Below are 23,025 nucleotides of genomic sequence, written 5' to 3'. Positions count from 1 at the left end.
ACAAAGTTGCGTCGCTGCCTGTAAGCGAGTCTATTATCCAAGTCGAAGCTACTAGGAGTTGCAGCCCATTGCGAAGTGTATGCAGGTTTGATGTAACGCAGTATAGCAGAACCTACCCAACTGTGACTGCATTAGGATTTTATTCCAGCAGCGTGTCTAACAGAGCAGCCATTTCCTTGAGTTTCGGTTCGCCGTAACCCATGGACACATATTTTACTACGCCTTCTTTATCAAGAATGAAATTCAAGGGCAAGCCTCCTTCTTCATAAAGTTTCCAGATGTCTTCTTGTGGGTCTAGACCAGAATTGATGTCTATACCTTTTTCCCTGAGCTTAGCCAACGTTTTCTGCACCCTTTCCTTGGGTTCACCTCTTGAGATTGGCAAGAACACGAAATCCTTTATCTTGTATTTCTGCAAAATGGCTTCAGGTAATTCATGAAACTCCATGATGCAGGGTTGGCACCAGGTGGCCCAGAAATTGAGCAGTACCACCTTGCCTTTCAGATCCGATAGCTTCACGTGAGTTCCGTCGACCAACTCTACTTGAAAGTCCCTCGCCATGTCGCCGACTTTTAAAGCAGAAGCATTATTAGGTGATTCTTTGGGTGCAGCAGACTTAGCAACTTTAATCAGGGCGCCATTTTTTGCCTTTTCCTTTTTTTCCTCATCTGTCAAGGTATAGATTCTGGCTATGAAATTATCCCCAATCACATCGCCAAATTTCGCCTGATAGCTTTGCCTTTCCTCGTCAGTAGCGCCAGACACTACATTTTTCACGTATCCGCTTTTGGCGATTTCATTTATCTCGTTCTCTGTGACAATCCTGCTGTCATTTAAGATATAGACTCTTTGTGGCTTTTTTATCGCTTTGTTTTCTTGCGCCTGCGCTAGACCAACAAATCCCAAAAACAGCAGAGTTAGCAACTTAAGCTTCATATAAGGTCTCTTTTAGTTGTACACAATGACTCTTATCTCGGTGCGAGCGTGGTGGCGATCCTTACCTCGCCGGTCTTCTTGTTGCCCTGCACTATCACAATGTTGTCTGCATCCAGAATGCTTTTTAAAGCCTCCGCATTATAAGCTGCGCTTGCGCGAGAATTGTTGTTTCTGGAAGCAATCTCGATTTTCAGGCTGCTGATCTTCCCACCTTCATATTTTTCGTTAAAGTTCAGTTCGAAACCACTGCCTAAAAATGCCTGCTGTGCTACTTCAAGTTCACGCTTTGTAATTTCTTCTGGCCAAAGAAAGTATGCTACATACTCTTCTGTTTCAACCAGCCGGGTTCCTCCAACTTTAGGTATAGCCGGGCCTTCATACCTGGTCGGAGGCGGAGGTGGAGGAAGTTGCTCCCTTGATGGTGCCGGAGGTACGGGTGGTATTGCTTCTTTGCCAGGCGCAGGGGGCGGTGGCGGTGTTCCCGGAGCTGGCGGTGCAGGAGGCGTTGGAAGTTTTTTGTTGAACTCCTGCACCTGACGGGAATCTTTGTTCCTTTCAGTTACAACCGAAATAACACCTTGTGCAGCTTCCTTGCCGAATATCTCTACTGCGGATTTACCTTTGATCACATTCAGACTATGGATAGTCTTTGGGTCAAGCTTTTGTACGGCTTCCCGGCTAGCCTTTACTCCGTCAATATAATACAGAGCTGCTGGCATACCAGCTATCATTTCGGATTTATCCGGTGCTGGTGGAGCTGGTGGCGCATCCGGGGCAGCCGGTGCTGGCGGTGGTGGAGGCGGTAACTCCGGCTGCACGTACTTGCGCTCTAACTCAGCCAGACTGCCTGCATCTGATACAATGTATACCTCCGTGCCGCCACCTTTCAAGGCGACCACTATAGCATCTCTACCGTCTACTTTTTTAGCCTGCACACTCTTTATCGCACGGTTTTGCTTGAGCTGATTTATAAGCTTTTCGATGTCGCGTTTTTGGGTACCCTGCTCCGGATTGTCCCTTCTGGCAATGGGTGGTGCGCTTGGCATTTCGCCATACTTCAGCTCGGCCGAAGCCATGCTTTGCTTGTCACCAAAGGTATAGACCTCTTCAGCACCAGACTTGAGCGCAACTACTATTTTCTTGTTCGATCTCCAGGATATTCGGTTTACATCGGGATTGCGGGCATAGAAAGCAGCGTATTCGTCAGTCGGGTCAGAAGGAGCCTGTATTGCTTCATCCGGGAATATGGCTTCCGTCATAGTGGTCATATCATCCTGCGAGGCGCTCTGGAAGGCAACAAGCAGCACCATTATGAGGGGCAGCACGACCAGCAATCTGAGCCGGTTTGCTTTATTTGTGGGCATTTTGTTCATCATGGCAATTCGTCGTTTAAGTGATGGAAAATTAAACTGATTGGCAATCTGAGGTTGTGTGGCGCCCACAACTTTCAGTAAGAGGTATTGGTAAGCTACTCGATCGACGCCAGCATTTACAACATGCTGGTCGGCTATAAATTCAAGGTTTTCTTTCATGGCCTGCTTCATCAGCCACACCCCCGGGTTGAACCAGTAAAACACAGTGCTCAGCTCAGCCAGCAGCACATCCAGGGTATGCCACCCGTTCACGTGTATCTGCTCGTGTCTTAAAATAGACTCCAGCTCAGGCGATTGGTGCTGCGTTGGGTTCAGGTAGATGGTTTTCCAGAACGAAAAGGCTTCGCTTATACCTGGCACCTTCCGAAATTTCACCCCTTGGTAAGAGGCGGGCACCGAGGCGCGGTGTATCCGGTAAAGCGAGATGAATTGCACGGCTAACCGAATCAGCATTAGTCCGCAGCCGAGCCAGAACAGGGCAACAGGTATAAGCCAGTAGTCGAATGCGGCCTGTTCAGGTATAGGGGTTGGTGACCACGCAGGCAACACCACGGCATAAGTTTGCATGGCGGCCAGCTCTTCGTGCCGGCTAAATAACTCGGTCAGATCTATCAAAGGATAAACTGCAGAGAACACGATGCCGAACACCAGGAAAAGCCGGTTGAGGTGGTAGAACGTGAGTTTGCGCAGTACCAGGTGGTAAACCAGGTAAAACAGTACCAGGGCTATGTTCGCTTTCAGCAGGTATAGGAACAGGGCTGGCATATCATTTCGTTTTTTTGTTCTCGATCATGTCAATAATCTCCTTCAACTCCTCCGCACTGATCTGCTTTTCCTTGGCAAAAAAGGCCACCAGTTCTTTGTAAGAACTCTTGAAGTAATCGCCGACAAAGCCCTTCATGAAACGTTTCTTGTAGTCTTCTTCTTTAATGGCCGGGGTATAGCGGTAGGTGTTGCCAAATTTCTCGCTCTCCAAAAAGCCTTTCTTCTCCAGGTTCTTCACCGTAGAGGCCAGCGTGGTATAGGGCGGCTTGGGCTCTTCCAGCTTTTCCAGGAATTCTTTGATGAAACCGCCGTCCAGCGACCAAATCGCCTGCATAGCTTCCTCTTCTTGTTGTGTCAGCTTCTCCATAGTTCTACGATGTTTTCGTATAGTTACGAAAGTTTCGTAATAAGGTCAAATGAATTGGTATAATTCTTTCAGAATTTATTTCAGTTAGGTATAGAAAACTTGTTTGGAACCAATGGAAGCGGTTTTGATAGAAGAGCGGAAACATCTAATTTTAGCTGGCGTCTTAAGGTATAGCCACAACCACACCATCATCTGATATGAAAGCCATACTTGTAAAGCAACCCGGCGGGCCAGAGCAACTGGAACTGGGCGAATACGAACAGCCGTTGCCTAAACCTTACGAATTGCTGGTGCGCGTACACGCCACTGCGCTCAACCGTGCCGACACCATGCAGCGCCAGGGTAAGTACCCGCCTCCGAAGGGAGAAAGTCCGCTGTTGGGCCTCGAAATAGCGGGGGAGGTGGTGGAGGCAGGTATAAGCTGCACCCGTTTCAAGAAAGGCGACAAGATTATGGGGTTGCTGCCGGGCGGAGGTTATGCTGAGTACGCCGTGATACACGAAGAAATGGCCATGGCTATACCTGAAAACCTGAGCATGGAAGAAGCCGCTGCTATACCTGAAGTCTTCCTCACGGCCTGGCAAGGCATCTCATGGCTGGGCAAACTGCAGGCTGGCGAACGGGTGCTTATTCATGCTGGCGCAAGTGGGGTAGGTACGGCAGGTATACAACTGGCACGCGCCCTAAACGCCGAAGTGCTCGTGACAGCCTCCGAAAAGAAACTGCAGGCCTGTCTGGACCTGGGAGCGCATAAAGCCATCAACTACAAAGAGGTGCCGTTCGAAGAAGAAGTGCTCGCCTATACCCACTCAGAAGGAGTTGACGTGATCGTGGACTTTATCGCGGGACCCTACTTCAGGCAAAATATCGAATGTCTGCGCCTGGATGGCAGAATGGTACTGCTGGCGAGCCTGGGCGGTGGCAAAGTAGAAGAGTTTGATCTTCGAAAGATCCTGACCAAGCGCCTGCAGGTGATTGGCTCTACGCTGCGTTCCCGTACCCGCGACTACCAGATCAAACTCACACAAGACATGGCTGCTTTTGCTATACCTTTGTTCACGAACGGCACGATTAAACCGGTAGTAGATTCTGTATTTGATTGGGCAGACGCGGCCGAGGCGCACCGCTACATGGAGGCCAACAAGAACATCGGGAAGATTGTGCTGCGTGTAAATTAGCTTGACAAAAGACTTTTTGATAAAGGGTAGAATTGGAGTGAAGTTGGAAAAATTGCCGAAACCATTCTTTGATTTCAAAATCCGAAAAAAATAAAAGGACAAAAGATGAAGGTTCGCCCAGCGTCTTTTGTCCTTTGTCACATAATCCTTTGTCAAAAATAAAATGGTCTATTGTTAAAACTAACTATACTGCCGAAGTTGCTTGATCAGTACGGCCATGTCCTTTGGGTAAGGCGCCTCAATCTTGATCGGCTCTTCGTTCATCAGCCTGAAACCGATAGCGTGCGAGTGCAGCGCAAAGCGTTTGATTAGCGGCTGTTCCTCGGTCTGCTGCTTCAGGTTAAACTTGCGTTTCAGGGTGCTCAGGTATAGGTCCTCGCCACCGTATAATTTATCCCCCACAATTGGAGCTCCCAAAAAAGCCAGGTGCACACGAATCTGGTGTAGGCGACCAGTTACCGGCATACATTCCAGCAAGGTATGGCGACTGTAGCTTTCCAGCGTAGTGAAGTATGTTTCGGCGGGTTTGCCCTGCGGCGTGAGTTTAGCTACACCTTTGGCACCTGCTAGTATTGAACGGTTCACCAACTGGTCTTCAAATTTGTGTACGCCCCAGGCTACGGCATGGTATACCTTGTATACCTCGCGGTGCTCAAACTGCATTGACACGTGTCGGTAAGCCTCGGGATTTTTGGCAAACACCAGGCAGCCCGATGTGTCTTTGTCGAGTCGGTGGCAGGCCTGCAGATTCGGATCGTGCTGTTTTGCCAGCTTAAGCAGGTTGGTGGTGTTCGGAGTGCGGTCTTCGAGTGTGGCCAGATAAGGCGGCTTGTTCACCACCAGGAAGTCCTCGTTCTCAAATATGATCAGGTCTTTAAAAACCGGGTATTTCATGCTGTACTGTATCGTTAATGCGCGCAGCTATACCTTAACCGCACGGCCCGCAAAGATACTTATAATTATGGTTGGATGGTTGAGGGTTAAATTGTTGAATTGCTAAATGGCTAAATTGTTAATTGTCTGAAGATTGATAAGGTACAGCCTCCGCTTTTCTATTTAATCAAGCACATCATCCAAAGTTATACCCCTAAATCGTTTTGGGATCACAACAATTCAACCATCAACAATTTAACAATTCAATTAACCTTCGCCTTGAGCAGTTTGAATCGGAGCGTAGTGCCCTTGTCGAGCTCGCTTTTGACGGCGATGAAGGAGCGGTGGGCTTCGATGATGTGCTTGGAAATGGCCAGGCCGAGGCCGGAGCCGCCTTTGTCGCGGGAGCGGCTCTTGTCGATGCGGTAGAAGCGCTCGAATATGCGGTTGATGTGCTCCTGGGCTATACCCGGGCCATCGTCTTTCACGGTAATGGTAAAGCGCTTGCGCCCTTCCGTAAACGAAACCCAGATATTGCCCCCTTCATGACCGTATTTAATGGCATTGTCCACCAGGTTGATGAATACCTGACGAATACGATTAGGGTCGGCATAGATCATTACTTTCTCGCCGGGGTTCACATCCAACAGATGCAGTTTCGTCTGGCTTTTGTTTGCTTTTTGCTCCAGCTGCTCAAAGACTTCCCGCACCAGCTGCACAGCGTCAAAGTCCTGCTTCTCCATCCTTACAACGCCCTTCTCGAACTGCGAGATGCTGATCAGGTCCTGCACCAAAGTATCGAGTCCGTCGAGGCTGTTGGCCGCTTTCTGTAAAAACTTGTCACGCACATTAGGGTCGTCCACGGCGCCGTCTAGCAGGGTATGGATGAAGCCCTGCGCGGCGAAGATCGGGGTCTTGAGCTCGTGCGATACGTCGGCCAGAAATTCGCGTCGCATCACCTGCAAGTGCCGGAGTTCGTCAATCTCTTGCTGCTTACGCTCGGCAATAAGGAAGATGTCGTCTTTTATTTTCCGGAGCGGGTCGGCCGTAAACAGAGAGCGGCCCTCTGCTTTGCGGTATTCCTGCTTCTTTATTTTCTCCAGGCTGGAGTACAAGTTTTTGATTTCACGGAATACAAGCGCCTCGTACGAAAAATAGATCAGCAGGAAACAGCAGATGAAAACCAGTACAAGCGCCGCCATTAAACCCCGTGAGGAAAAGTAGCTGGCTAAAGCCAAAAAGGCAGTGAGCACAAGGGCCACTGCCAGGGATATTAAAAGGGCAAGCGTACGGGAGTTTAAATTCATGTTTTAGTCGGTGTTAAACTTATAGCCAACACCCTTGATGGTCCTGATCTTGTCTTCGCCTATCTTCTCACGCACTTTCCTGATGTGTACATCCACGGTGCGTGCGATCACATACACGTCACTTCCCCACACGTTGTTGAGCAGCTCTTCGCGTGTAAATACTTTATTTGGAGTAGCTGCCAGAAAGGCCAGTAATTCAAATTCTTTTTTCGGGAGCGTGATCTTCTCTTCGCCTTTGTACACGGCAAAACTGGTGCGGTCTATCCTCAAACCACCTATCTCGATCACCTGCTCTTGTTCTTCCTGCTGCGCATCGCGGCGGGCGTAGGCTGCCAGGCGGCTGAGCAGGGCACGTGGCTTTATAGGTTTTGTGATAAAATCATCAGCACCGGCGTCGAAAGCGGCTACTTCGGAAAATTCCTCTGATCGGGCGGTGAGAAAAATGATGTGTGTATGACGGAAATCCTGCTCTTCGCGCAGTTGGCGGCAGGCGGCTATCCCGTCCAGTACCGGCATCATCACATCCATCAGGATCACGTCAGGCTTAAAAGTATTCGCTACCTCTATCGCTTTTTTGCCGTTGTCGGCTTGGGCGACGTCGTAGCCTTCGCGGGCCAAGTTATATTGCAGCAGCTCTACGATATCCGGGTCATCGTCAACTACCAGTATTTTATAATGGGCTTGGTTCGGTGTCAGCACGTTTTTAGGATTAGGTTTTTCCGCCTTTACTAACAGGTCGGTATAACTATTGTCGGAAGCCATTCAGTGCACTCCATTTCAATACAAAGATACCATTCCGGAAGGTATAGAAGCAGCTGGCGGTCAAATCATAATATTTTCTTAACATTGGCTTTTTGGCAAAAGAAAAACCAGCTGTCTAAGCTGGCTTATTCTCTTATTTCTGTGCCACAAGGGCAGGTTTATGCTTCAGATTCCGGTGTTCGTAAAGGTCAACTTTTACAGATCCCACAAACATATTAGCGGAGATCAGTACCGGTATCTTGTTTTTGTCATCTGACAGGTATACGGTAATGGCATCCTCACCATTAAACAACTTGTTTTTTGGCATACGTGGCACCAGTTTGATCGCTCTAAAAGAACCGGCCTTGGTGCTGATCGTTTCGCGGCCCTGGTAGGTGACTACCATGTCGAATGCCTCCTCATCGAAGAATCCTTTGACCGTAAACTTGTCACCGGGCTTATAACGGTCGTAATCTAGGGTGCGCAGGTAATAAAACCCGCTCACAATATCCTGCGCGCCAGAAGGGATCTTATGGCTACTTTGCCTTTTGTCTCTGTTCTTTTTCTTTGATTCTACCTTAGCTGTGTTTGTGAAGTGGTTAAAGTCCACGGTTTCGCGCTTACGGTAGCTGCCTTCCTCAATGTTGCGGAAAGAGCGGTGCGGTAGAATGGCAGCTGTATCAATGTAAGACTGGTAAGTATTACGAATCTTAATGAACAGGTCGAATGAACTGCTCGTCTTGCCGTACACGGTGGCTTTATAGGTCGGTCTGTCGTTGACGCGGTGCAGGTTAGGTGCGATATCGATTACAGCTTCGGCTGCCGTTATCGGGCCGTAGTGTACTTTATATTTAAGCAGTTCGCCTGCACTAAAGCTTTCGTTAGGGATAGTGCGAAGTGACTCCTTGGCTGCAAAGCCAGAGAGCACCATAATGGCTAATATTATCGCTGGAAAAATCTTCTTCATAAACAGTTTCAGACTTACAGTGTTTTTATAGTATCTCCAATATCAACTATTATACCAACTGCGGGTCCTTACTCTAAAGATAATAAGTTGTCTTCACACTACCAACAACTTAAAATGCAAAAAGGTGCTACACAGTGTAGCACCTTTTTGATTATTTGTTAGTTGGAAATAATGTTCATTCCGCGCCGCTCAGATCTTCCAATGCTGCGGCCACCTTCTCAGGCTCGCCTTTCACAATTGCTCTGATCTTAGCTTCGATCTCCTCCTGCAATTCCGGGTTGTCAAGCAGGATCTGCTTCACGCCATCACGGCCCTGACCCAGCTTGTCGCCGTTGTAAGAGAACCATGAACCAGATTTCTGCACCACACCCAGCTCAACGCCCAGGTCCAGAATCTCACCTACTTTAGAGATGCCTTCGCCATACATAATGTCGAACTCAACTACTTTGAACGGAGGCGCTACTTTGTTTTTTACCACCTTCACGCGGGTACGGTTACCTGTAATATTGTCAGCAGACTCTTTGATCTGGCCAATACGACGGATGTCCAGACGCACAGAGGCATAGAACTTCAAAGCGTTACCACCTGTAGTAGTTTCCGGGTTACCGAACATCACACCGATCTTCTCACGAAGTTGGTTGATGAAGATACAGCAGCAGCCGGTTTTGTTGATCGTACCGGTCAGCTTACGCAATGCCTGCGACATTAAACGAGCCTGAAGACCCATTTTGCTGTCACCCATGTCGCCTTCCAGTTCGCCTTTCGGTACCAATGCGGCCACAGAGTCAATTACAATAATATCGATCGCGCCGGAGCGGATCAGGTGATCGGCAATCTCCAGGGCCTGCTCACCGTTGTCAGGCTGCGAGATCAGGAGGTTCTCCGTGTCTATTCCAAGTTTTTCGGCATATGCCTTGTCAAATGCGTGCTCTGCGTCGATAAAGGCGGCCAGGCCACCGGCGCGCTGCGCCTCTGCAATAGCATGCATGGTAAGCGTAGTTTTACCAGACGATTCAGGACCGTAGATTTCGATGACACGGCCGCGCGGCAAACCGCCAATTCCTAAAGCAATGTCAAGTCCAAGCGAGCCGGTAGAGATAGCCGGAATGTCTTCCACTTTGTTGTCGCTCAACTTCATTACAGTACCTTTACCGTAAGTCTTGTCAAGCTTGTCTATCGTCAGCTGCAGGGCTTTTAGTTTTTCGTTGCTTACGCTCATGTGTGTTTAATTAAATAGCTTTATATTGATGTGAAATTACGACGTTCAAAATCAATTTGCAAAAAAAGTAGCAGGTATTTTGCTAAATATTTTAGTTGATTATGGCCGTCTTGTTACAACATACACAATGGCAATTTTGTGCCATCCTACACGCTTTTTTATGAGATATTTCAGGCTTTTAATTTGTGCGTTTGCTGTGCTATACAGCCATTTAGGGTATAGCCAGCTAAACAACGATGCACTGAAGCTGGCTATACCTGTTAAACCTGAGAATGCTAATCAGATTAGAATTGGCCTGCACGCCTTTGGCTTCTCTAAAAACAACGAGTACTTCAATAAGATAGCCGATGGCTATACCTTGTTTGGCTATCACCTGATGCCGCGCGTCAGCTATTATCCGTCTGCTTCCGTGCGAATTGATGCGGGCGCTTTTCTCTGGAAGGACTTCGGTAGTTCAGGCTACCAGGAATTTCAGCCAACCTTCACTGTAAAATGGCAGCAGGAAAACTGGGCTTTTGTGTTTGGTACGTTAGAGGGCAACGTGAGCCATGGTTACGTGGAGCCGCTCTATGATTTTGAGCGGGTGATCAACGACCGGCTGGAGAACGGCCTGCAGTTTCTGCTAAGCACCCATCGGGTTAAATTGGATGCCTGGATCGACTGGAGCAAAATGATTTACCCGGCTGACCCGGTGCGGGAGGAAGTGGCCGGTGGCATCAGCTCGGCCATACACCTGCTTAACAAACCCGGCAGGGTGGAAGGCGATACTCTGCGCCTGGCTATACCTGTGCAGTTCACGGCGCAACACAAAGGCGGGCAGATCGACAGTTCACCCTTGCCGCTGCTCACGGTGTTCAATGCTGCCGTGGGATTTGAGTTAGAAAGGCAACTGCCGCACCGCGTGCTTCACCGGGTATACACCAAAAACTACCTGCTTGGCTTCAATGACTTTTCGAACACGTTTCAACTGCCTTTCACAAAGGGCGGTGCTATTTACCTGAATGCAGGTATAGACACCAGGTACCAGGATGTGATGCTGAGCTATTGGCGCGGTGACGGGTATATCACCGAACTGGGCGGCAAGCTCTTTCAGTCGGCTTCCACGACTTACAAAGACCCCGACTACATACAGGAAGACCGGCACCTGCTGATCCTCCGCCTGATGAAGGACATCAAGATAATGGAAGATCTATACCTGACGCTGCGCCTGGAGCCTGTGGTCGACCTGGATGATCCGAAACTGGAGTTTTCGAACGCAATCTACCTAACGTTCGATACCGATTTTTTTGTCGGGAAACCACGTAAGTAAAGGTAGTTAAACCGCTTCCTGAGAATCTCTCTGCTTAAGCTGGGTTGCCTGCTCGTAGTCGTCGCGGGTCATGCCATAGTAGCTCAGGTCCAGAAGCTCCTCGGAGTCGGCACCTCTGAAGTCGCTTCTGAGCACGCCTTCTTTCACAAAACCACAGCTCTCGGCCAACTGCGAACACACATTATTATACTGTGTGCAGCGCATGTATACCTTGTTGAGCTTCAAGTCCTCAAATGCAAAGTGCAGCACCGCCCTGAAAGCCTCCTGCGCCAGGTCCAGCATTTCGGACCAGCTGGTGAAGTATAAGGCAGCCTCCGCTTTTGGCACGGACCGATCTATGTTTTTGAGTGTGATATCGCCAATATACGTGTTGCTCTCCCGAAGCCATACACCAAAATCAAACTGCTTGCGGTTATCCCAGTCAGTGCGCAACTGGGCCAGCTGGGTGCGGGCATCCTCCAATACACGCACGCTGGCCACTCTTCCGGTAAAGGCCGGGCTCAGGGCTGATGTATCCTCATGGATAACACGCATAAACTCCTGCTCGTCTCCTTCTGCATAGGGCCTGATGACCAAGTGGTCTGTCCCTAGTTGTTCATCAAAAGCATCCGGCAGGGTATTGTATAAAAAGCTCATGGACATGTTTCGTTTTAATGGAACAGATGGATCGTTGCCTCTCCTGCTTTGTCTGTCATACGCTATTTAGTCAAAAATGTAAGTATAATCTTTCCTGCCCCACTAAGTACTAACCGACCAGGAGTTGCGGCCGTTATAGGATGATACAATATATGTGCTAAAAACTTTAACTATTGATCTATGAAAAACAGACTGGAAGGCAAAGTCGCCATCGTAACGGGCGGCGGAACAGGTATAGGAGAGGCCATCTGCAAGAAATTTGCGCAGGAAGGCGCCCGCGTCGTAGTAGCAGGTTTCCCGGAAGACCCCGTGGAAGACGTGGTGAAGGAGATCCAAAAGCAGGGCGGTGAAGCGATCGCCTATAATGGTGATATTTCCACTGCAGCCAATGCGAAGGCGTGTGTTGAGCTGGCTGTCAAGCAATATGGACAACTCGATATTCTGGTTAATAATGCCGGGGTTTTCCCGGAGGTGAATCTTCTGCAGGACTACACGGAGGAAGCGCTGGATTACATGATCAAGAACAACATCAAGACAGCTTTTGCCATGAGCAAGGCCGCGCTGCCCGAACTGCACAAAACGAAAGGAAATATCGTGTCAGCCGGATCGGAAGCTGGCGTGATAGGTATAGCCCAGAACACGCCCTATGGTGGCACCAAAGGTTTCATACATGCCTTTATGAAAGGGCTGGCCGTGGAGCAAGCGCAGTTCGGTGTGCGGGTGAACATTGTGGGCCCGGGGCCGATTGATACGGCCTGGACCCATGAGAGCACCGGCCCTATGGATGGCAAAATGGTAAAGACTATGAAAGGAGCCACACCTATGGGCCGCAGAGGCAGCCCGGAGGAGGTAGCGAACGTTTACTGCTTCCTGGCCTCAGACGAAGCCTCGTATGTGACGGGTGCGCTCTATATGGTGGATGGCGGCATCACGGTTGCAAAAGGCCCGGTAGGGGAGGAAGCAGACTCCAGCATGAAGAAAGAGCCCAAAGGTGAGCTTGACCTAGAGCATTCCAAAGAGGGGCATACTTCTATCCGGAACAAGTAAGCATTCCCTGGTATAATAAGCAAAGCGCCCGCAGGTATAAGACTGCGGGCGCTTTGAGTTTATCAGGCTATTGATTCAGTAGGAAAGGGTACTTGAAGTGTTTCGGGCTGTTGAGTTGCTGCTGGCGCATCATTACCTGCAGGGTATGGGCCGTTTCGTTGAAAAACTCCAATCTGCGGATCAGCATTTCTTTCTGCAATATCACACCGCCTGCCGTTTTCATGTAAGCTTTTTTGTCTTCCATGACACGCTGCAGTTTGTCCATCACCGTGTTCTCGTTCTGTTCAAACCAACGCGTGAAATCCTCCAGGCGGGCTGCTCCAGCTGTTTCAGATTTGAACTCAAGGCCATGCAAATGCAAGATATCAGCCAGCAGATCTACCTCCAGCGGAATAGATACATTGTATGGCATGGAGCGAACCTCCAGCTTGCTGTTTAGGGCTCCGATGATCGTGGCCAGGTTTTCTTTAAAGCGAACGTATAGCGCTGCCGCCTCCATAAGTTTCAGAGTAATGTGTCAAAAAATCAGTACAGGCGCAAAATTACACCAATAAGCTTAGATTGCTAAATTGTTGAAGGGTTAAATTGTTAAATGGCTGAATTGTTAGATCGTTGACTATTGGATGGTTTAGTTGCTAAATTGTTGAAACCCCATGTATCCAATAAATTGAACAAGACACGACTCTGCTTTAATCTTCAACTATATTCAGCAAACTGAAGCTATACCTGAGTAGTTAGACAATTAGCAATCTACAAGCAGCAATTACAGGAGTTCCTGAATCAGCTGCTCTACCGTTATACCTTCTGCCTCGGCTTTGAAGTTACGCACAATGCGGTGACGAAGGATTGGCAGGGCAACAGCCTGCACGTCTTCTATATCTGGGGAGTATTTGCCGTTGAGGAGGGCGTTGCACTTTGCGCCGATAATCAGGTGCTGGGAGGCACGAGGTCCTGCGCCCCATTCCAGGTATTGACTGGCCCGCTCAGATCCCATCGCTGTATTTGGGCGGGTCTTGTGCACCAGTTTCACGGCATACTCCACCACATTGTCCACCACGGGTACGCGGCGCACCAGTTGCTGGAATGCCATGATATCATCAGCGTGCAAAATCTTGTCGAGGGCCACGCGGGCTGCGCCTGTTGTATTCTTCACAATCTGAAGTTCCGACTCGTAGCTGGGGTAGCCCAGCGTGATGTTGAACATGAAACGGTCGAGCTGCGCTTCGGGCAGGGGGTAGGTGCCTTCCTGCTCGATCGGGTTTTGGGTGGCCAGCACAAAGAAGGGGCGGGGCAGTTCGTAGCGCTTGCCGGCTACGGTTACAGCATACTCCTGCATGGCCTCCAACAGGGCCGCCTGCGTTTTGGGAGGTGTACGGTTTATCTCGTCCGCCAGAATGATGTTGGCGAAGATAGGACCCGTCACGAAGTTGAAATTACGGTCCTTGTCCATTGTTTCGGCTCCCACAATATCGCTTGGCATCAGGTCCGGAGTAAACTGTACCCGGCTAAAAGACATATCGAGCGAGGAGGCGATGGTCTGGATGAGGAGGGTTTTGGCAAGGCCTGGGACGCCGACCAGGAGGCAGTGCCCCTGACAAAAAACAGCTGTGAGCACCAGGCGCACGACTTCTTCCTGTCCTACGATCACTTTTGATATTTCGGAAGTGAGGTCGTGGTAGGACCGGTGCAGCGCGTCGGCTGCTTCTTTGTCAGAGGTATACTGCTTCATGTATGTGTTTATTGCGTTAAGTCAAGCACTTTGCATTGGTCGTACTCAGGGTCGATCTCAATGAATACGGTGTCTATGTTTTTTCGGAACCACTCATCCACAGCTTTGTCCCTTTTCTGGGCCAGGGCGGCGGCGGCTATTTTCTGGTAGTCGTCGCTCATGTTGGCCAGGTGAGGAGTCGATTTGTAACGAAGCTGAATGATACGAGCTGCCTCTCTGCCGTCTGGCGTGGTAAAGCTCACTGGTTTCGACACATCATCCACTTTCATGGTGTCGATCACGAAGAATATACTTGGTTCCACTTCATTCATCGGGATGTACGAGTTACCCGTCATACGGCTTATAATGGTACCACCGTTGTCCTTTGTGTTCTTATCGTCCGAAAAATCTTTGGCAGCTTTTGCAAAGCTGATACTATCGTTCACAATAAGGGTGCGCACGCTGTCCAGTGCGGCGATGGCGTCCTGCACATCCACACGTTCAGTGGCAGGCTTGATGAGGATGTGGCGTGTGTTGAACTCCTGTCCTTTGCGCTCGATCAACTGAATCAGGTGAAAGCCGAACATCGACTCGATTACGTTTGACATCTGGCCTGGCTCGAGGCGCAGTGCAGCGGCTTCGTACTCCGGTACCAGTTCCTTTTTCTTGAAGAAACCGAGTTCTCCGCCTGCTTCTGCCGAGCCTGGGTCTTCTGAGTGTTCTTTTGCTAATGTGGCAAAATCTTCACCGGCCACAATGCGGGCACGCAGTGCTTCCAGCTTCTGGCGGGCGGCCTGCTTCTGCTGGCGGCTTACCTCTGCATACTTTACGATGTGGCTCAGCTGCACTTCGCTGGAGAAGTAAGGCAAGCTGTCAGCGGGAATCTGGTTAAAGTAGCGACGCACCTCTTTCGGGGTTACGGTTACTTTATCAGTGATTTCGCGCTGCATCTTTTCCGACAACATCTGGTTGCGAACAGAGCGTCGCAATTCGTCGCGCAGTTGCTTAACGCTCTTGTTATAGTATTGCTCCAGGCGCTCCGTGCCACCTACCTGCGAGGCCAGGTAATCAATTCTGCGGTTCAGTTCGCCAGTTATGGCGGTTTCTTCTACTACAACAGAGTCGATCTCGGCGCGGGCCAGCAAGAGTTTTTCCTGCACCATCGACTTTAATATTTCGCACTTCATTGGCTCTGTCTGTGCGCTTGGCTGCTGTTTGTTCTGGGCCAGGAACTGCAGGTAGCTGAACTCAAGCTCTGAGCGCAGGATCACGTGGTTGTCTACCTTGGCTATGATGCCGTCCAGTTTTTTCTGGGTGGGCGCCTGTGCCGTAGCTGTAAATGCCGTGATCAGGCAGAGCAGTAGCAGGGACAGGGTTCTCGTTTTATGGGTTGTGTTGTGCATGTTGACTTGTATCGGTTCTCTTGTTACGGACCCGCTTTATTTTCTGATAATTTTATCGACCTCTGTCTGGTTAACGCTAACCGGGTTCTTTTCCTGCAGCTGCTTCACCCACTGCTCGTCCAGGTAGTTCTGGTAGTCGGCCGTTACCTGGCCTCTTACCTCGGAAAGCTGCTTCGGAGCAGGAGCCAGCACATCGTGCACGATCACCAGGTACTGGCGCTCGTTCAGTTCGGTATTGTAAGTGCCCTTTTCCCACTTCACAGCGTCTACGGCTTTGTTTTCGCCTTTCTGAAATCTCTTTTCAGTGATCTGAACACCCAGCGGATTACCGGCATTCAGGTTTTCAGCCAGCACGCTCAGCTCTGGTGAGTAAAGCGTAAACGATACGCGTCTGTTGCGGCGGCGACCGGTTTCGGTATTGTCGGCAGCGGCTTGCTTGGTTTTGCCCAGTGCTTTGGAGCTGAGTTGGTCAGCTGCTACACCACGGCTCGTCAGGAAGGCTACAATGGCTTTGGAACGCTCTGCTGAGAGGTCGCGCTTGCCAGCTGCCTCACGTGCGTCGGCGTGGCCGTTCACTTCCAGAGTCAGGTTCGGATTATTGCTCAGGCGGTCTGCCAGTTCGCTTAGTCGGGCTACACTTGCCTGGTCTGGCGTAGCGCTGTTTGTTTCGAATGTGATATCAGCTGGTTTGCCGTTGCGTATTTCGTAGCGGCGTTCGCTTAACTGCTGCTGGGCCTTGTTGAGTAGCTCCTTATTCGCAGCACTGATCACGGTGGCGTGCGCACGTTCTTTCCACTGGTACTTGTCGCGGTTCTGATCAAAGTAGGCCTTGAGTCCAGTGGTATCTTCCACCGCCTTCGACCATACCTTCTCGTCCATCAACTGGAACAGCAGGATGCCGTCGTGGTACTCACGCACCAGCATGCGGTAGTCGGGGTACTTATTCTCCAGGTTGGCACGCTCATACGCCAGCAAGCTCTTCTGCACAAAGTTGTCGTAGAGCGAGTTCATATGATGTTGCGGAGTACCAGCCATGCGCGGGCGCTGTTCAGCCTTTACGTAGGTATAGAAGTCAGACACGGTATAAGGCTTGCCCTGTATCGTGAAGAGTGTGTTCTTGAGTGTTTTGTCGGCGGCATCAAAATCCCACTTGCCTTGCAGCAGGTCATCTGTTCCCTTGCTTAAAGCGGCGGCTTTAACAGTGGCGTCTTCGCTAAAGTTGTTTTCTGATTTAATTCGCTTCAGGAAGGCCGCTTTATTGAGCTCAGAACGGGAGTCTTTCGCGATCTTGTTGCGCAGGTTTTGTTCCATGTCCTCAAACGAAGGAAGCGGCTGCTTGCCGATCAGCTTGATGATGTGCCAGCCGTAGGGCGTCAGGACAGCAGGTGCTATTTCGCCTTCTTTCTTCAGACCAAACGCTACTTCTTCAAAAGACGGGATCATACGGCCGGTACCGAACCAGGGCAGCTCACCTCCGTTGGCGGCAGAGTTGGCGTCCTCCGAAAACTCTGCAGCCAGGCGGTCCCAGTTCTCGTTACGCTGCACACGCTTGTAGATGGCGTCTACGCGCTGTTTGGCTGCCAGCGAGTCTGCCTTAGGCATACCCGGCGTGGCGCGCACCATAATATGGGCCACTTTCACTTCGCCCTTCGCGTTGCGCTTGTCGTTTACTTTGATCAGGTGATAGCCAAAACGGGAGCGAACCGGCTGCGAGATCTGGCCAACCGGGGTTTTGTAGGCGGCGTCTTCGAATCGGTATACCATCTGCATGGCTGTGAAATAACCCAGGTTGCCGCCGTTTTCGGCTGCGGACGGGTCGTGCGAAAACTCACGGGCCAGCTTGCCGAAATCCTCACCGCCCTCGAGTCGCTTGCGCAGTTCCAGGGCCTGGTTATAGGCAGCCAGCGTGTCCTGCGGACTCGGGTCGTTAGGCAGGCCTAGCAAAATGTGCGATGCGTTTACCTCCTGTTTCAGGCGCTCATAAGCCTCCCGCACCAGTTGGTCGGTCACACTCTTTTCGGTGAGGTAGGGTTGTGCAAGCTGCTCTTTGTAGCCCTCCAGTTCGCGCTTAAAAGCGGCGGTGGTGTCCAGGCCACGGCTCTCGCCTTCCATTACCTTCAGTTTGAATCGGGTATAGAGGTCGAGGTACTCGCTTACACTTTGGCGGGTATAGGCATCTTCGTTGCCCCCGTTGTTCTTCTCATACACATACTGAAACTCGGATGTGTAAATAGGTTGGGAGCCAATGGTCGCAATGATAGGTTCCTGCTTGTCATTCTTCTTAGTTGCGGTACAGCCAGCCATAACAAGAGCCGCTGCCGCAACAAGTAGTTGATTGCTGCGCATAAATAGATGATAAACTAACGCTTGGTTTTGCTCTGACGAGGTCAGATCATGCAATTTTAGTTAATTTTTCTGACAGATTAGTCAAAAAGTACCACTATAATCCTATTGCATGCGATTTCGTTCCGGATAACGGACACGGGGCGCTAAAAGTGTGCAGTTCAGCCCTATTTAATTTTTTTGTACAGAAAGCAGGTGTTCTGCCTGTCAGTCGTCTCAAATTCCACACGGTCCATGATGCGGTTGACCAGGGCGATGCCGACGCCCCCTTTCTTGCCGACCCGGATGTGTTCTTCGATGTTAGGCTCTTTATACTCAGAGCGACGGAAGGCCACCCCGTTGTCGACGATCTCGAATTTGACGATGCCGGCCTTCTCCGTGATGGAGAGGGAAATGCTTTTGGACGGGTCTTCGTTGTTGGCGTGGATGATGAGGTTGGCGCATATCTCATCCACGGCCAATACGATCTGGTTCATCTGGATGTCTGACAAGGTATACGCTGCCAGATACTCCGTGACGAAGTCCCGTATTTGCTTCAGATTTTTTTTAGTACAGCTAACTGTAATTTTATTATTCATCAGCAATGGTCATGGCTTCCTCGTAATCCGAAACGATGGTCATGAGCAGGTCGAGGCCCAGGATTTCGAATACGTTGCGCACTTTGTCCTGCATGTTGTAGAAAATGAGTTTGATGTGAGCATCCTCAAAGCGCTGCAGATGCGAAATAAATACCCCAAGGCCTGCAGACGAAATGTAGTTCAGGTCTTTGCAATCTACCAGGATCTTGCTGTAGGTCATGATCTCGGGGTCGGACAGTGCTTCATCGAGCATTACAGATGAGCTTGCGTCCAGTTCACCATCCAGGGTGATGATGATCGTTGTGTCTTTGATTTGGTTAGTAATTTTCATCGGCATCCTTTACGTATAACTATTCACTAGGTTGAGTCGGTTTAAATTTGATGACGAGCAGCGTCTGGTCGTCGTATATGTTTTCTGTCGGACCGGTAAAATCTTCCAGATCGTTGATGATGGCGTACTTGATGTCCTCGGCCTCCAGGTGGTAGGTTTGGGTGAGCATGTAGCGCAACCTGTCCTCCCCATACTCCTCGTTGGTCGGACTGCGGGCCTCCACGATGCCATCCGTGTAAATCACCATCACGTCGGTCGGGTTGTAGTCATAATACATTTCCCGGACGTGATTGTTATAACTTTTATCACGAATGATGCCAAGTCCCAGTCCATCCGTCTGAAAATAGAAGGTATCGTCCATCATGGAGTTGTAATACAGGGTATGGCAGTGGCCCGCGCGGGCAAACATAAAGCCCTTCATGCGATAATCAATGATGTATAGCGCAGAAGTGATAAAAGAGGTTTTCTCGAGGCAGCGGCTCAGAGCGCTATTGGCCTGTTTCATAAACTCGCTCGGTGGCATGTCCTGCTGCATCAGGCCATGAAAGATACCTTTCATCTGAGCCATGTGGAAGGCCGCCGAAATACCTTTACCTGATACGTCGCCGATGATGATGGCAATGCGCGACTCGCTCAGTTGCAGGAAGTCATAAAAGTCACCGCCCACCTCTTTGGCGGCTTTGGCGTAGGTCGAGATCTCAAACCAACTGTCGCTCGGGAATTTTTTCGGGATCAGGCTGTCCTGCACCACCGAGGCGATCTTGAGTTCTTCTTTGTAACGCTCGTTCTGCAGCGACTCGTGCACCAGGCGCAGGTTCTCGATCGTGAGAATGGTCTGGTTGGTAAAAGTGCGCAGCACGTTCACCGTTTCCCTGTCAAAGCCCTGCTCAATATCCTTGAGCAGGTATAGCACCCCAAACAGGTGTTTCTTGGATTTGATTGGCAGGATGATGAGCGACTTCCAGGGCAGCGTCAGGTCACGGAAGCCGGGGTTGCGGTCGAGGTTGTTGTTGATGTAGTCGATGTGCTGGATGTTGTAGGCCAGCAGCAGGTGGCGGATGCGCTTGATCTGCTCTTCTTCTATCGTGAGCTGGTGGCAAAGTTCTATCTCGTCTTTCTTCTCGCCCCTGAATATCTCGAGCCAGGCGGCGCTGGCATCCGATGCCTTCACGGTACTCTCAAAGAGCATATCGTATACCTGTTTCTCACTCTGTCCCTGCTGTATAGACTGGCTCAGGCGCTGAAAGTTGAGTAGGTCCTCGCTCTTTTGCTCAAACACGCTGGAAGTTGGCAGGCTAAAAAGCGCCACCAGGAAAGAGGCCAGGGTATACAGGGCCACAAAGAACATGGCCAGCAGCAGGAAGCCCACGTCAGAGTAATCGATTACCAGCAGCGGGCTGTCCGCAAAGCCGTAGAAAAAGTCAAAGAAGATGTAGCAGGCCAGCAGGATAGCTACGAGCAATATAAGAGATCTGCCTTTTTTGTTGAATGTCAGGTAGGCAACCCACTTCAGGTTGGTGCACAGGAACAAGGTATAGAGCCCGATCAAGCCGAGCAGTGGCAGGAAGATCAGACTACTGTAGTTGAAATTGAGCAGCGTGAGAATCAGCGTGGCAAAAAGCAGAATCTCGTACCAGTCCCAGGCGATCTGGATAAACTTGTTTTTATGATAGAGTATGAGCTGGCGCCAAACGTAAAAGGCCTTTGCCAGGAACAACACCATCAAGCCGAAGTTTAGCTGGTAGACCATGTGCAACAGCAGCGGCGACTGCACACTCGAGTAGTTGGTGACCATGCGGTATACCATGTACAAGGCAATGCTCAGGTAGGCGGCTATACCTCCTTTGGCAAAGATGTTCCAAAGGTAGCCGATAAAGTCTATACCTTTAAGGTTCTCGGCGCTAAGGCGTTGAAAGCCGAACACTGATATGATGAATACAACGATCAGGAAATTGTTGACGAAAGGAAGATCCAGCGCAATGGAGCTCTCGCGATGCATACTCTCAGCCGCCAACAGCACATTAGCCAGCAGGAGTGACCAGCTGATCAGGGCAGAGGTAATAAATAGAGATTTTGCGTTGGTTCTATAAAGCATAAAACGGAAAACCGTGCTTAGTTTTTTCGGCGATAGAAAATGGCTTGCCCGAGACTTTATCAGTTTGTAAGGTAAGAAAATTTTTTGCTCTTTGCCCAAGTTGTCGAGGTGAGTTTTGAAAGAACAACTTGCATAACGTAAAAAAGAAGAAGTAGGTTAACAAAAGCCAACCTACTTCTTCTTTTATGCTATATATGAAATGACTAGCGGCTGTAGTTCGGCGCCTCGCGCATGATGTGCACATCATGCGGATGACTTTCGCGCAGGCCAGCCCCTGTTATTTTCACCATTTTGGCCTCTTGCAGTCTAGGTATAGTAGGCGTACCGCAATAGCCCATGCCAGCGCGGATGCCGCCCACCAATTGGTAGATCACCTCCGACACCAGACCTTTGTAAGCCACACGGCCCACTATACCTTCCGGCACCAGTTTCTTGCTGTCTTTTTCGTTGCCCTGGAAGTAGCGGTCTTTCGAGCCTTCCTCCATCGCCTCGATAGAGCCCATGCCGCGGTAGGTCTTGAACTTGCGACCTTCGTAAATGATCATCTCGCCCGGAGCCTCTTCGGTACCAGCTAGCAGCGAACCCACCATTACGGTGCTGGCGCCTCCGGCAAGTGCTTTCACGATGTCGCCCGAGAACTTGATGCCGCCGTCGGCAATAACCGGAACGCCGGTACCCAGCAAGCCTCTGGCGGCTTCCATTACGGCAGACAGCTGCGGCATGCCTATACCTGCAATCACGCGGGTGGTACAGATACTGCCCGGGCCCACGCCCACTTTCACGGCATCGGCACCGGCATCGGCCAGGGCTTTCGCGCCATCGGCAGTGGCTACGTTACCGGCAATCACCTCTAGCTTCGGGAAGTTCTCTTTGATCTTGCGTACCACATCAAGCACGCCTTTGGAGTGGCCGTGCGCCGTATCCACGCTGATCACGTCCACGCCGGCTTCTACCAGCGCCTTGATGCGGTCCATCACGTCAGGCGTCACGCCCACGGCGGCACCTACACGCAGACGGCCGTACTCATCTTTGCAGGCATTCGGGCGGTCTTTCTTTTTGAGGATGTCTTTGTATGTGATCAGACCCACCAGGTTGCCTTCGTCATCCACCACAGGCAGTTTCTCGATCTTGTACTCCTGCAGAATGTCTTCGGCTTTGGCCAGGTCTGTTCCTTTCGCGGCCGTGATCAGGTTTTCGGTCGTCATCACGCCTCTTACAGGCAGCGACATGTTCTTCTCGAAACGCAGGTCGCGGTTGGTGAGGATGCCGGTAAGCTTGCCGTTTCCGTTGGTAATAGGTATACCACCGATTTTGTTCTCCGACATGATGCGGATAGCATCGCCGAGCGTGGCGTCTTCCTGCAGGGTGATCGGGTCGAGGATCATGCCGCTTTCGGAGCGTTTTACTTTGCGCACCTGCTCCGCCTGCTTCTTGATCGACATGTTTTTGTGAATGATGCCGATGCCCCCTTCCTGCGCCATGGAGATGGCCAGTTCAGTCTCGGTAACAGTGTCCATAGCCGCGGATAGCAGCGGAATGTTGATTCGGATATTACGAGTAAGCTGTGTGGAAGTATCGGTGTTGTGGGGGAGCACCTCGGAGTAGGCCGGGAGCAGAAGCACGTCATCGTAAGTGAGTGCCTCAAATACTATTTTGGATTGATCTGCGATCATGGCAAATAAATTAGGGGTCCTTATTTGCCGCGTAAAATTACATAAATTAATCCGGAAAATATAGCAAGCGGTGTGAGAAAATTATTCGGGTCATGCTACCGGGCTGCTGCCTTTGGCATTTTTTAGTGTCAAATGCCCCTTAGGATCGCATAAGGGGAAATATTATAAAAAGGGG

Annotated in this window: 20 protein-coding genes; 3 read left to right on the top strand and 17 right to left on the bottom strand. The window is 50.3% G+C overall.

Going from position 1 to position 23,025, the window contains the following annotated elements; translation table 11 throughout:
• Positions 1-139 precede the first annotated feature (139 nt).
• Genes AC4QZR_RS02270 through AC4QZR_RS02260 form a run of 3 tightly spaced genes read right to left on the bottom strand, consistent with a single transcriptional unit; the run spans position 140 to position 3,442 of the window.
• Positions 140-937, bottom strand: a complete 798-nt coding sequence (locus AC4QZR_RS02270) for a TlpA family protein disulfide reductase (RefSeq protein ID WP_494479473.1) — start codon at positions 935-937, stop codon at positions 140-142.
• Positions 938-969: 32 nt separating this feature from the next.
• Positions 970-3,075 (bottom strand): M56 family metallopeptidase, encoded by a 2,106-nt coding sequence (locus AC4QZR_RS02265; protein WP_494479472.1) that lies wholly within the window; start codon positions 3,073-3,075, stop codon positions 970-972.
• Between the two features lies 1 nt (position 3,076).
• Entirely contained in the window at positions 3,077-3,442 is a 366-nt protein-coding gene (locus AC4QZR_RS02260; RefSeq protein WP_494479471.1) for a BlaI/MecI/CopY family transcriptional regulator, read from the bottom strand.
• Between the two features lie 197 nt (positions 3,443-3,639).
• On the opposite strand from AC4QZR_RS02260, the gene AC4QZR_RS02255 reads away from it, so the two are divergent.
• Positions 3,640-4,620, top strand: a complete 981-nt coding sequence (locus AC4QZR_RS02255; protein ID WP_494479470.1) for an NAD(P)H-quinone oxidoreductase — start codon at positions 3,640-3,642, stop codon at positions 4,618-4,620.
• 180 nt (positions 4,621-4,800) lie between these two features.
• On the opposite strand, the gene AC4QZR_RS02250 is transcribed toward AC4QZR_RS02255, so the two are convergent.
• The 5 genes from AC4QZR_RS02250 to recA form a co-directional block, all read right to left on the bottom strand.
• A complete protein-coding gene (locus AC4QZR_RS02250) occupies positions 4,801-5,514 on the bottom strand; it encodes an RluA family pseudouridine synthase (protein ID WP_494479469.1) in 714 nt (237 codons plus the stop codon).
• 242 nt (positions 5,515-5,756) lie between these two features.
• Complete coding sequence (locus tag AC4QZR_RS02245; protein WP_494479468.1) at positions 5,757-6,800, bottom strand: sensor histidine kinase; 1,044 nt, start codon at positions 6,798-6,800, stop codon at positions 5,757-5,759.
• A gap of 3 nt (positions 6,801-6,803) precedes the next feature.
• Complete coding sequence (locus AC4QZR_RS02240) at positions 6,804-7,562, bottom strand: response regulator transcription factor (protein WP_494479467.1); 759 nt, start codon at positions 7,560-7,562, stop codon at positions 6,804-6,806.
• A 133-nt stretch (positions 7,563-7,695) separates the two neighbouring features.
• Positions 7,696-8,508 carry a DUF3108 domain-containing protein gene (locus AC4QZR_RS02235; protein WP_494479466.1) on the bottom strand — a complete coding sequence of 271 codons (813 nt, stop codon included), beginning with the start codon at positions 8,506-8,508 and terminating at the stop codon, positions 7,696-7,698.
• Positions 8,509-8,683: 175 nt separating this feature from the next.
• Positions 8,684-9,727, bottom strand: a complete 1,044-nt coding sequence (gene recA, locus AC4QZR_RS02230) for a recombinase RecA (protein ID WP_116541516.1) — start codon at positions 9,725-9,727, stop codon at positions 8,684-8,686.
• A gap of 160 nt (positions 9,728-9,887) precedes the next feature.
• Between recA and AC4QZR_RS02225 the strand changes: the two genes are divergently transcribed.
• Positions 9,888-11,036: a lipid A deacylase gene (locus AC4QZR_RS02225; RefSeq protein ID WP_494479465.1), complete on the top strand. Its 1,149-nt coding sequence runs from the start codon at positions 9,888-9,890 to the stop codon at positions 11,034-11,036.
• 6 nt (positions 11,037-11,042) lie between these two features.
• Here the strand turns inward: AC4QZR_RS02225 and AC4QZR_RS02220 are convergent, their stop codons facing one another.
• A complete protein-coding gene (locus AC4QZR_RS02220; RefSeq protein WP_494479464.1) occupies positions 11,043-11,672 on the bottom strand; it encodes a GNAT family N-acetyltransferase in 630 nt (209 codons plus the stop codon).
• Positions 11,673-11,852: 180 nt separating this feature from the next.
• On the opposite strand from AC4QZR_RS02220, the gene AC4QZR_RS02215 reads away from it, so the two are divergent.
• Positions 11,853-12,719: an SDR family NAD(P)-dependent oxidoreductase gene (locus tag AC4QZR_RS02215; protein WP_494479463.1), complete on the top strand. Its 867-nt coding sequence runs from the start codon at positions 11,853-11,855 to the stop codon at positions 12,717-12,719.
• A gap of 67 nt (positions 12,720-12,786) precedes the next feature.
• Here AC4QZR_RS02215 and AC4QZR_RS02210 read toward each other — a convergent pair whose 3' ends face one another.
• The 8 genes from AC4QZR_RS02210 to guaB form a co-directional block, all read right to left on the bottom strand.
• The gene (locus tag AC4QZR_RS02210; protein ID WP_494479462.1) at positions 12,787-13,218 is read right to left on the bottom strand and encodes a hypothetical protein; all 432 of its coding nucleotides are present in this window, start codon (positions 13,216-13,218) and stop codon (positions 12,787-12,789) included.
• A gap of 264 nt (positions 13,219-13,482) precedes the next feature.
• A complete protein-coding gene (locus tag AC4QZR_RS02205; RefSeq protein ID WP_494479461.1) occupies positions 13,483-14,448 on the bottom strand; it encodes an AAA family ATPase in 966 nt (321 codons plus the stop codon).
• Between the two features lie 8 nt (positions 14,449-14,456).
• Positions 14,457-15,830 (bottom strand): peptidylprolyl isomerase, encoded by a 1,374-nt coding sequence (locus AC4QZR_RS02200; RefSeq protein ID WP_494479460.1) that lies wholly within the window; start codon positions 15,828-15,830, stop codon positions 14,457-14,459.
• Positions 15,831-15,866: 36 nt separating this feature from the next.
• Complete coding sequence (locus AC4QZR_RS02195) at positions 15,867-18,176, bottom strand: peptidylprolyl isomerase (RefSeq protein WP_494479459.1); 2,310 nt, start codon at positions 18,174-18,176, stop codon at positions 15,867-15,869.
• 164 nt (positions 18,177-18,340) lie between these two features.
• Positions 18,341-18,751 carry an ATP-binding protein gene (locus AC4QZR_RS02190; RefSeq protein WP_253400842.1) on the bottom strand — a complete coding sequence of 137 codons (411 nt, stop codon included), beginning with the start codon at positions 18,749-18,751 and terminating at the stop codon, positions 18,341-18,343.
• Positions 18,744-19,082 (bottom strand): STAS domain-containing protein, encoded by a 339-nt coding sequence (locus AC4QZR_RS02185; protein WP_188501609.1) that lies wholly within the window; start codon positions 19,080-19,082, stop codon positions 18,744-18,746. The genes AC4QZR_RS02190 and AC4QZR_RS02185 overlap by 8 nt, the downstream gene beginning before the upstream one ends.
• A 19-nt stretch (positions 19,083-19,101) precedes the next feature.
• Positions 19,102-21,177 carry a SpoIIE family protein phosphatase gene (locus AC4QZR_RS02180; RefSeq protein WP_253400841.1) on the bottom strand — a complete coding sequence of 692 codons (2,076 nt, stop codon included), beginning with the start codon at positions 21,175-21,177 and terminating at the stop codon, positions 19,102-19,104.
• Positions 21,178-21,380: 203 nt separating this feature from the next.
• Positions 21,381-22,850: an IMP dehydrogenase gene (gene guaB, locus AC4QZR_RS02175; RefSeq protein ID WP_494479458.1), complete on the bottom strand. Its 1,470-nt coding sequence runs from the start codon at positions 22,848-22,850 to the stop codon at positions 21,381-21,383.
• Positions 22,851-23,025: the final 175 nt, after the last annotated feature.

Source organism: Pontibacter sp. YIM B11418 (genome assembly GCF_059278805.1).
The sequence above is the reverse complement of the archived record's forward strand: the minus strand, read 5'-3'. Positions and strand labels throughout refer to the sequence as shown.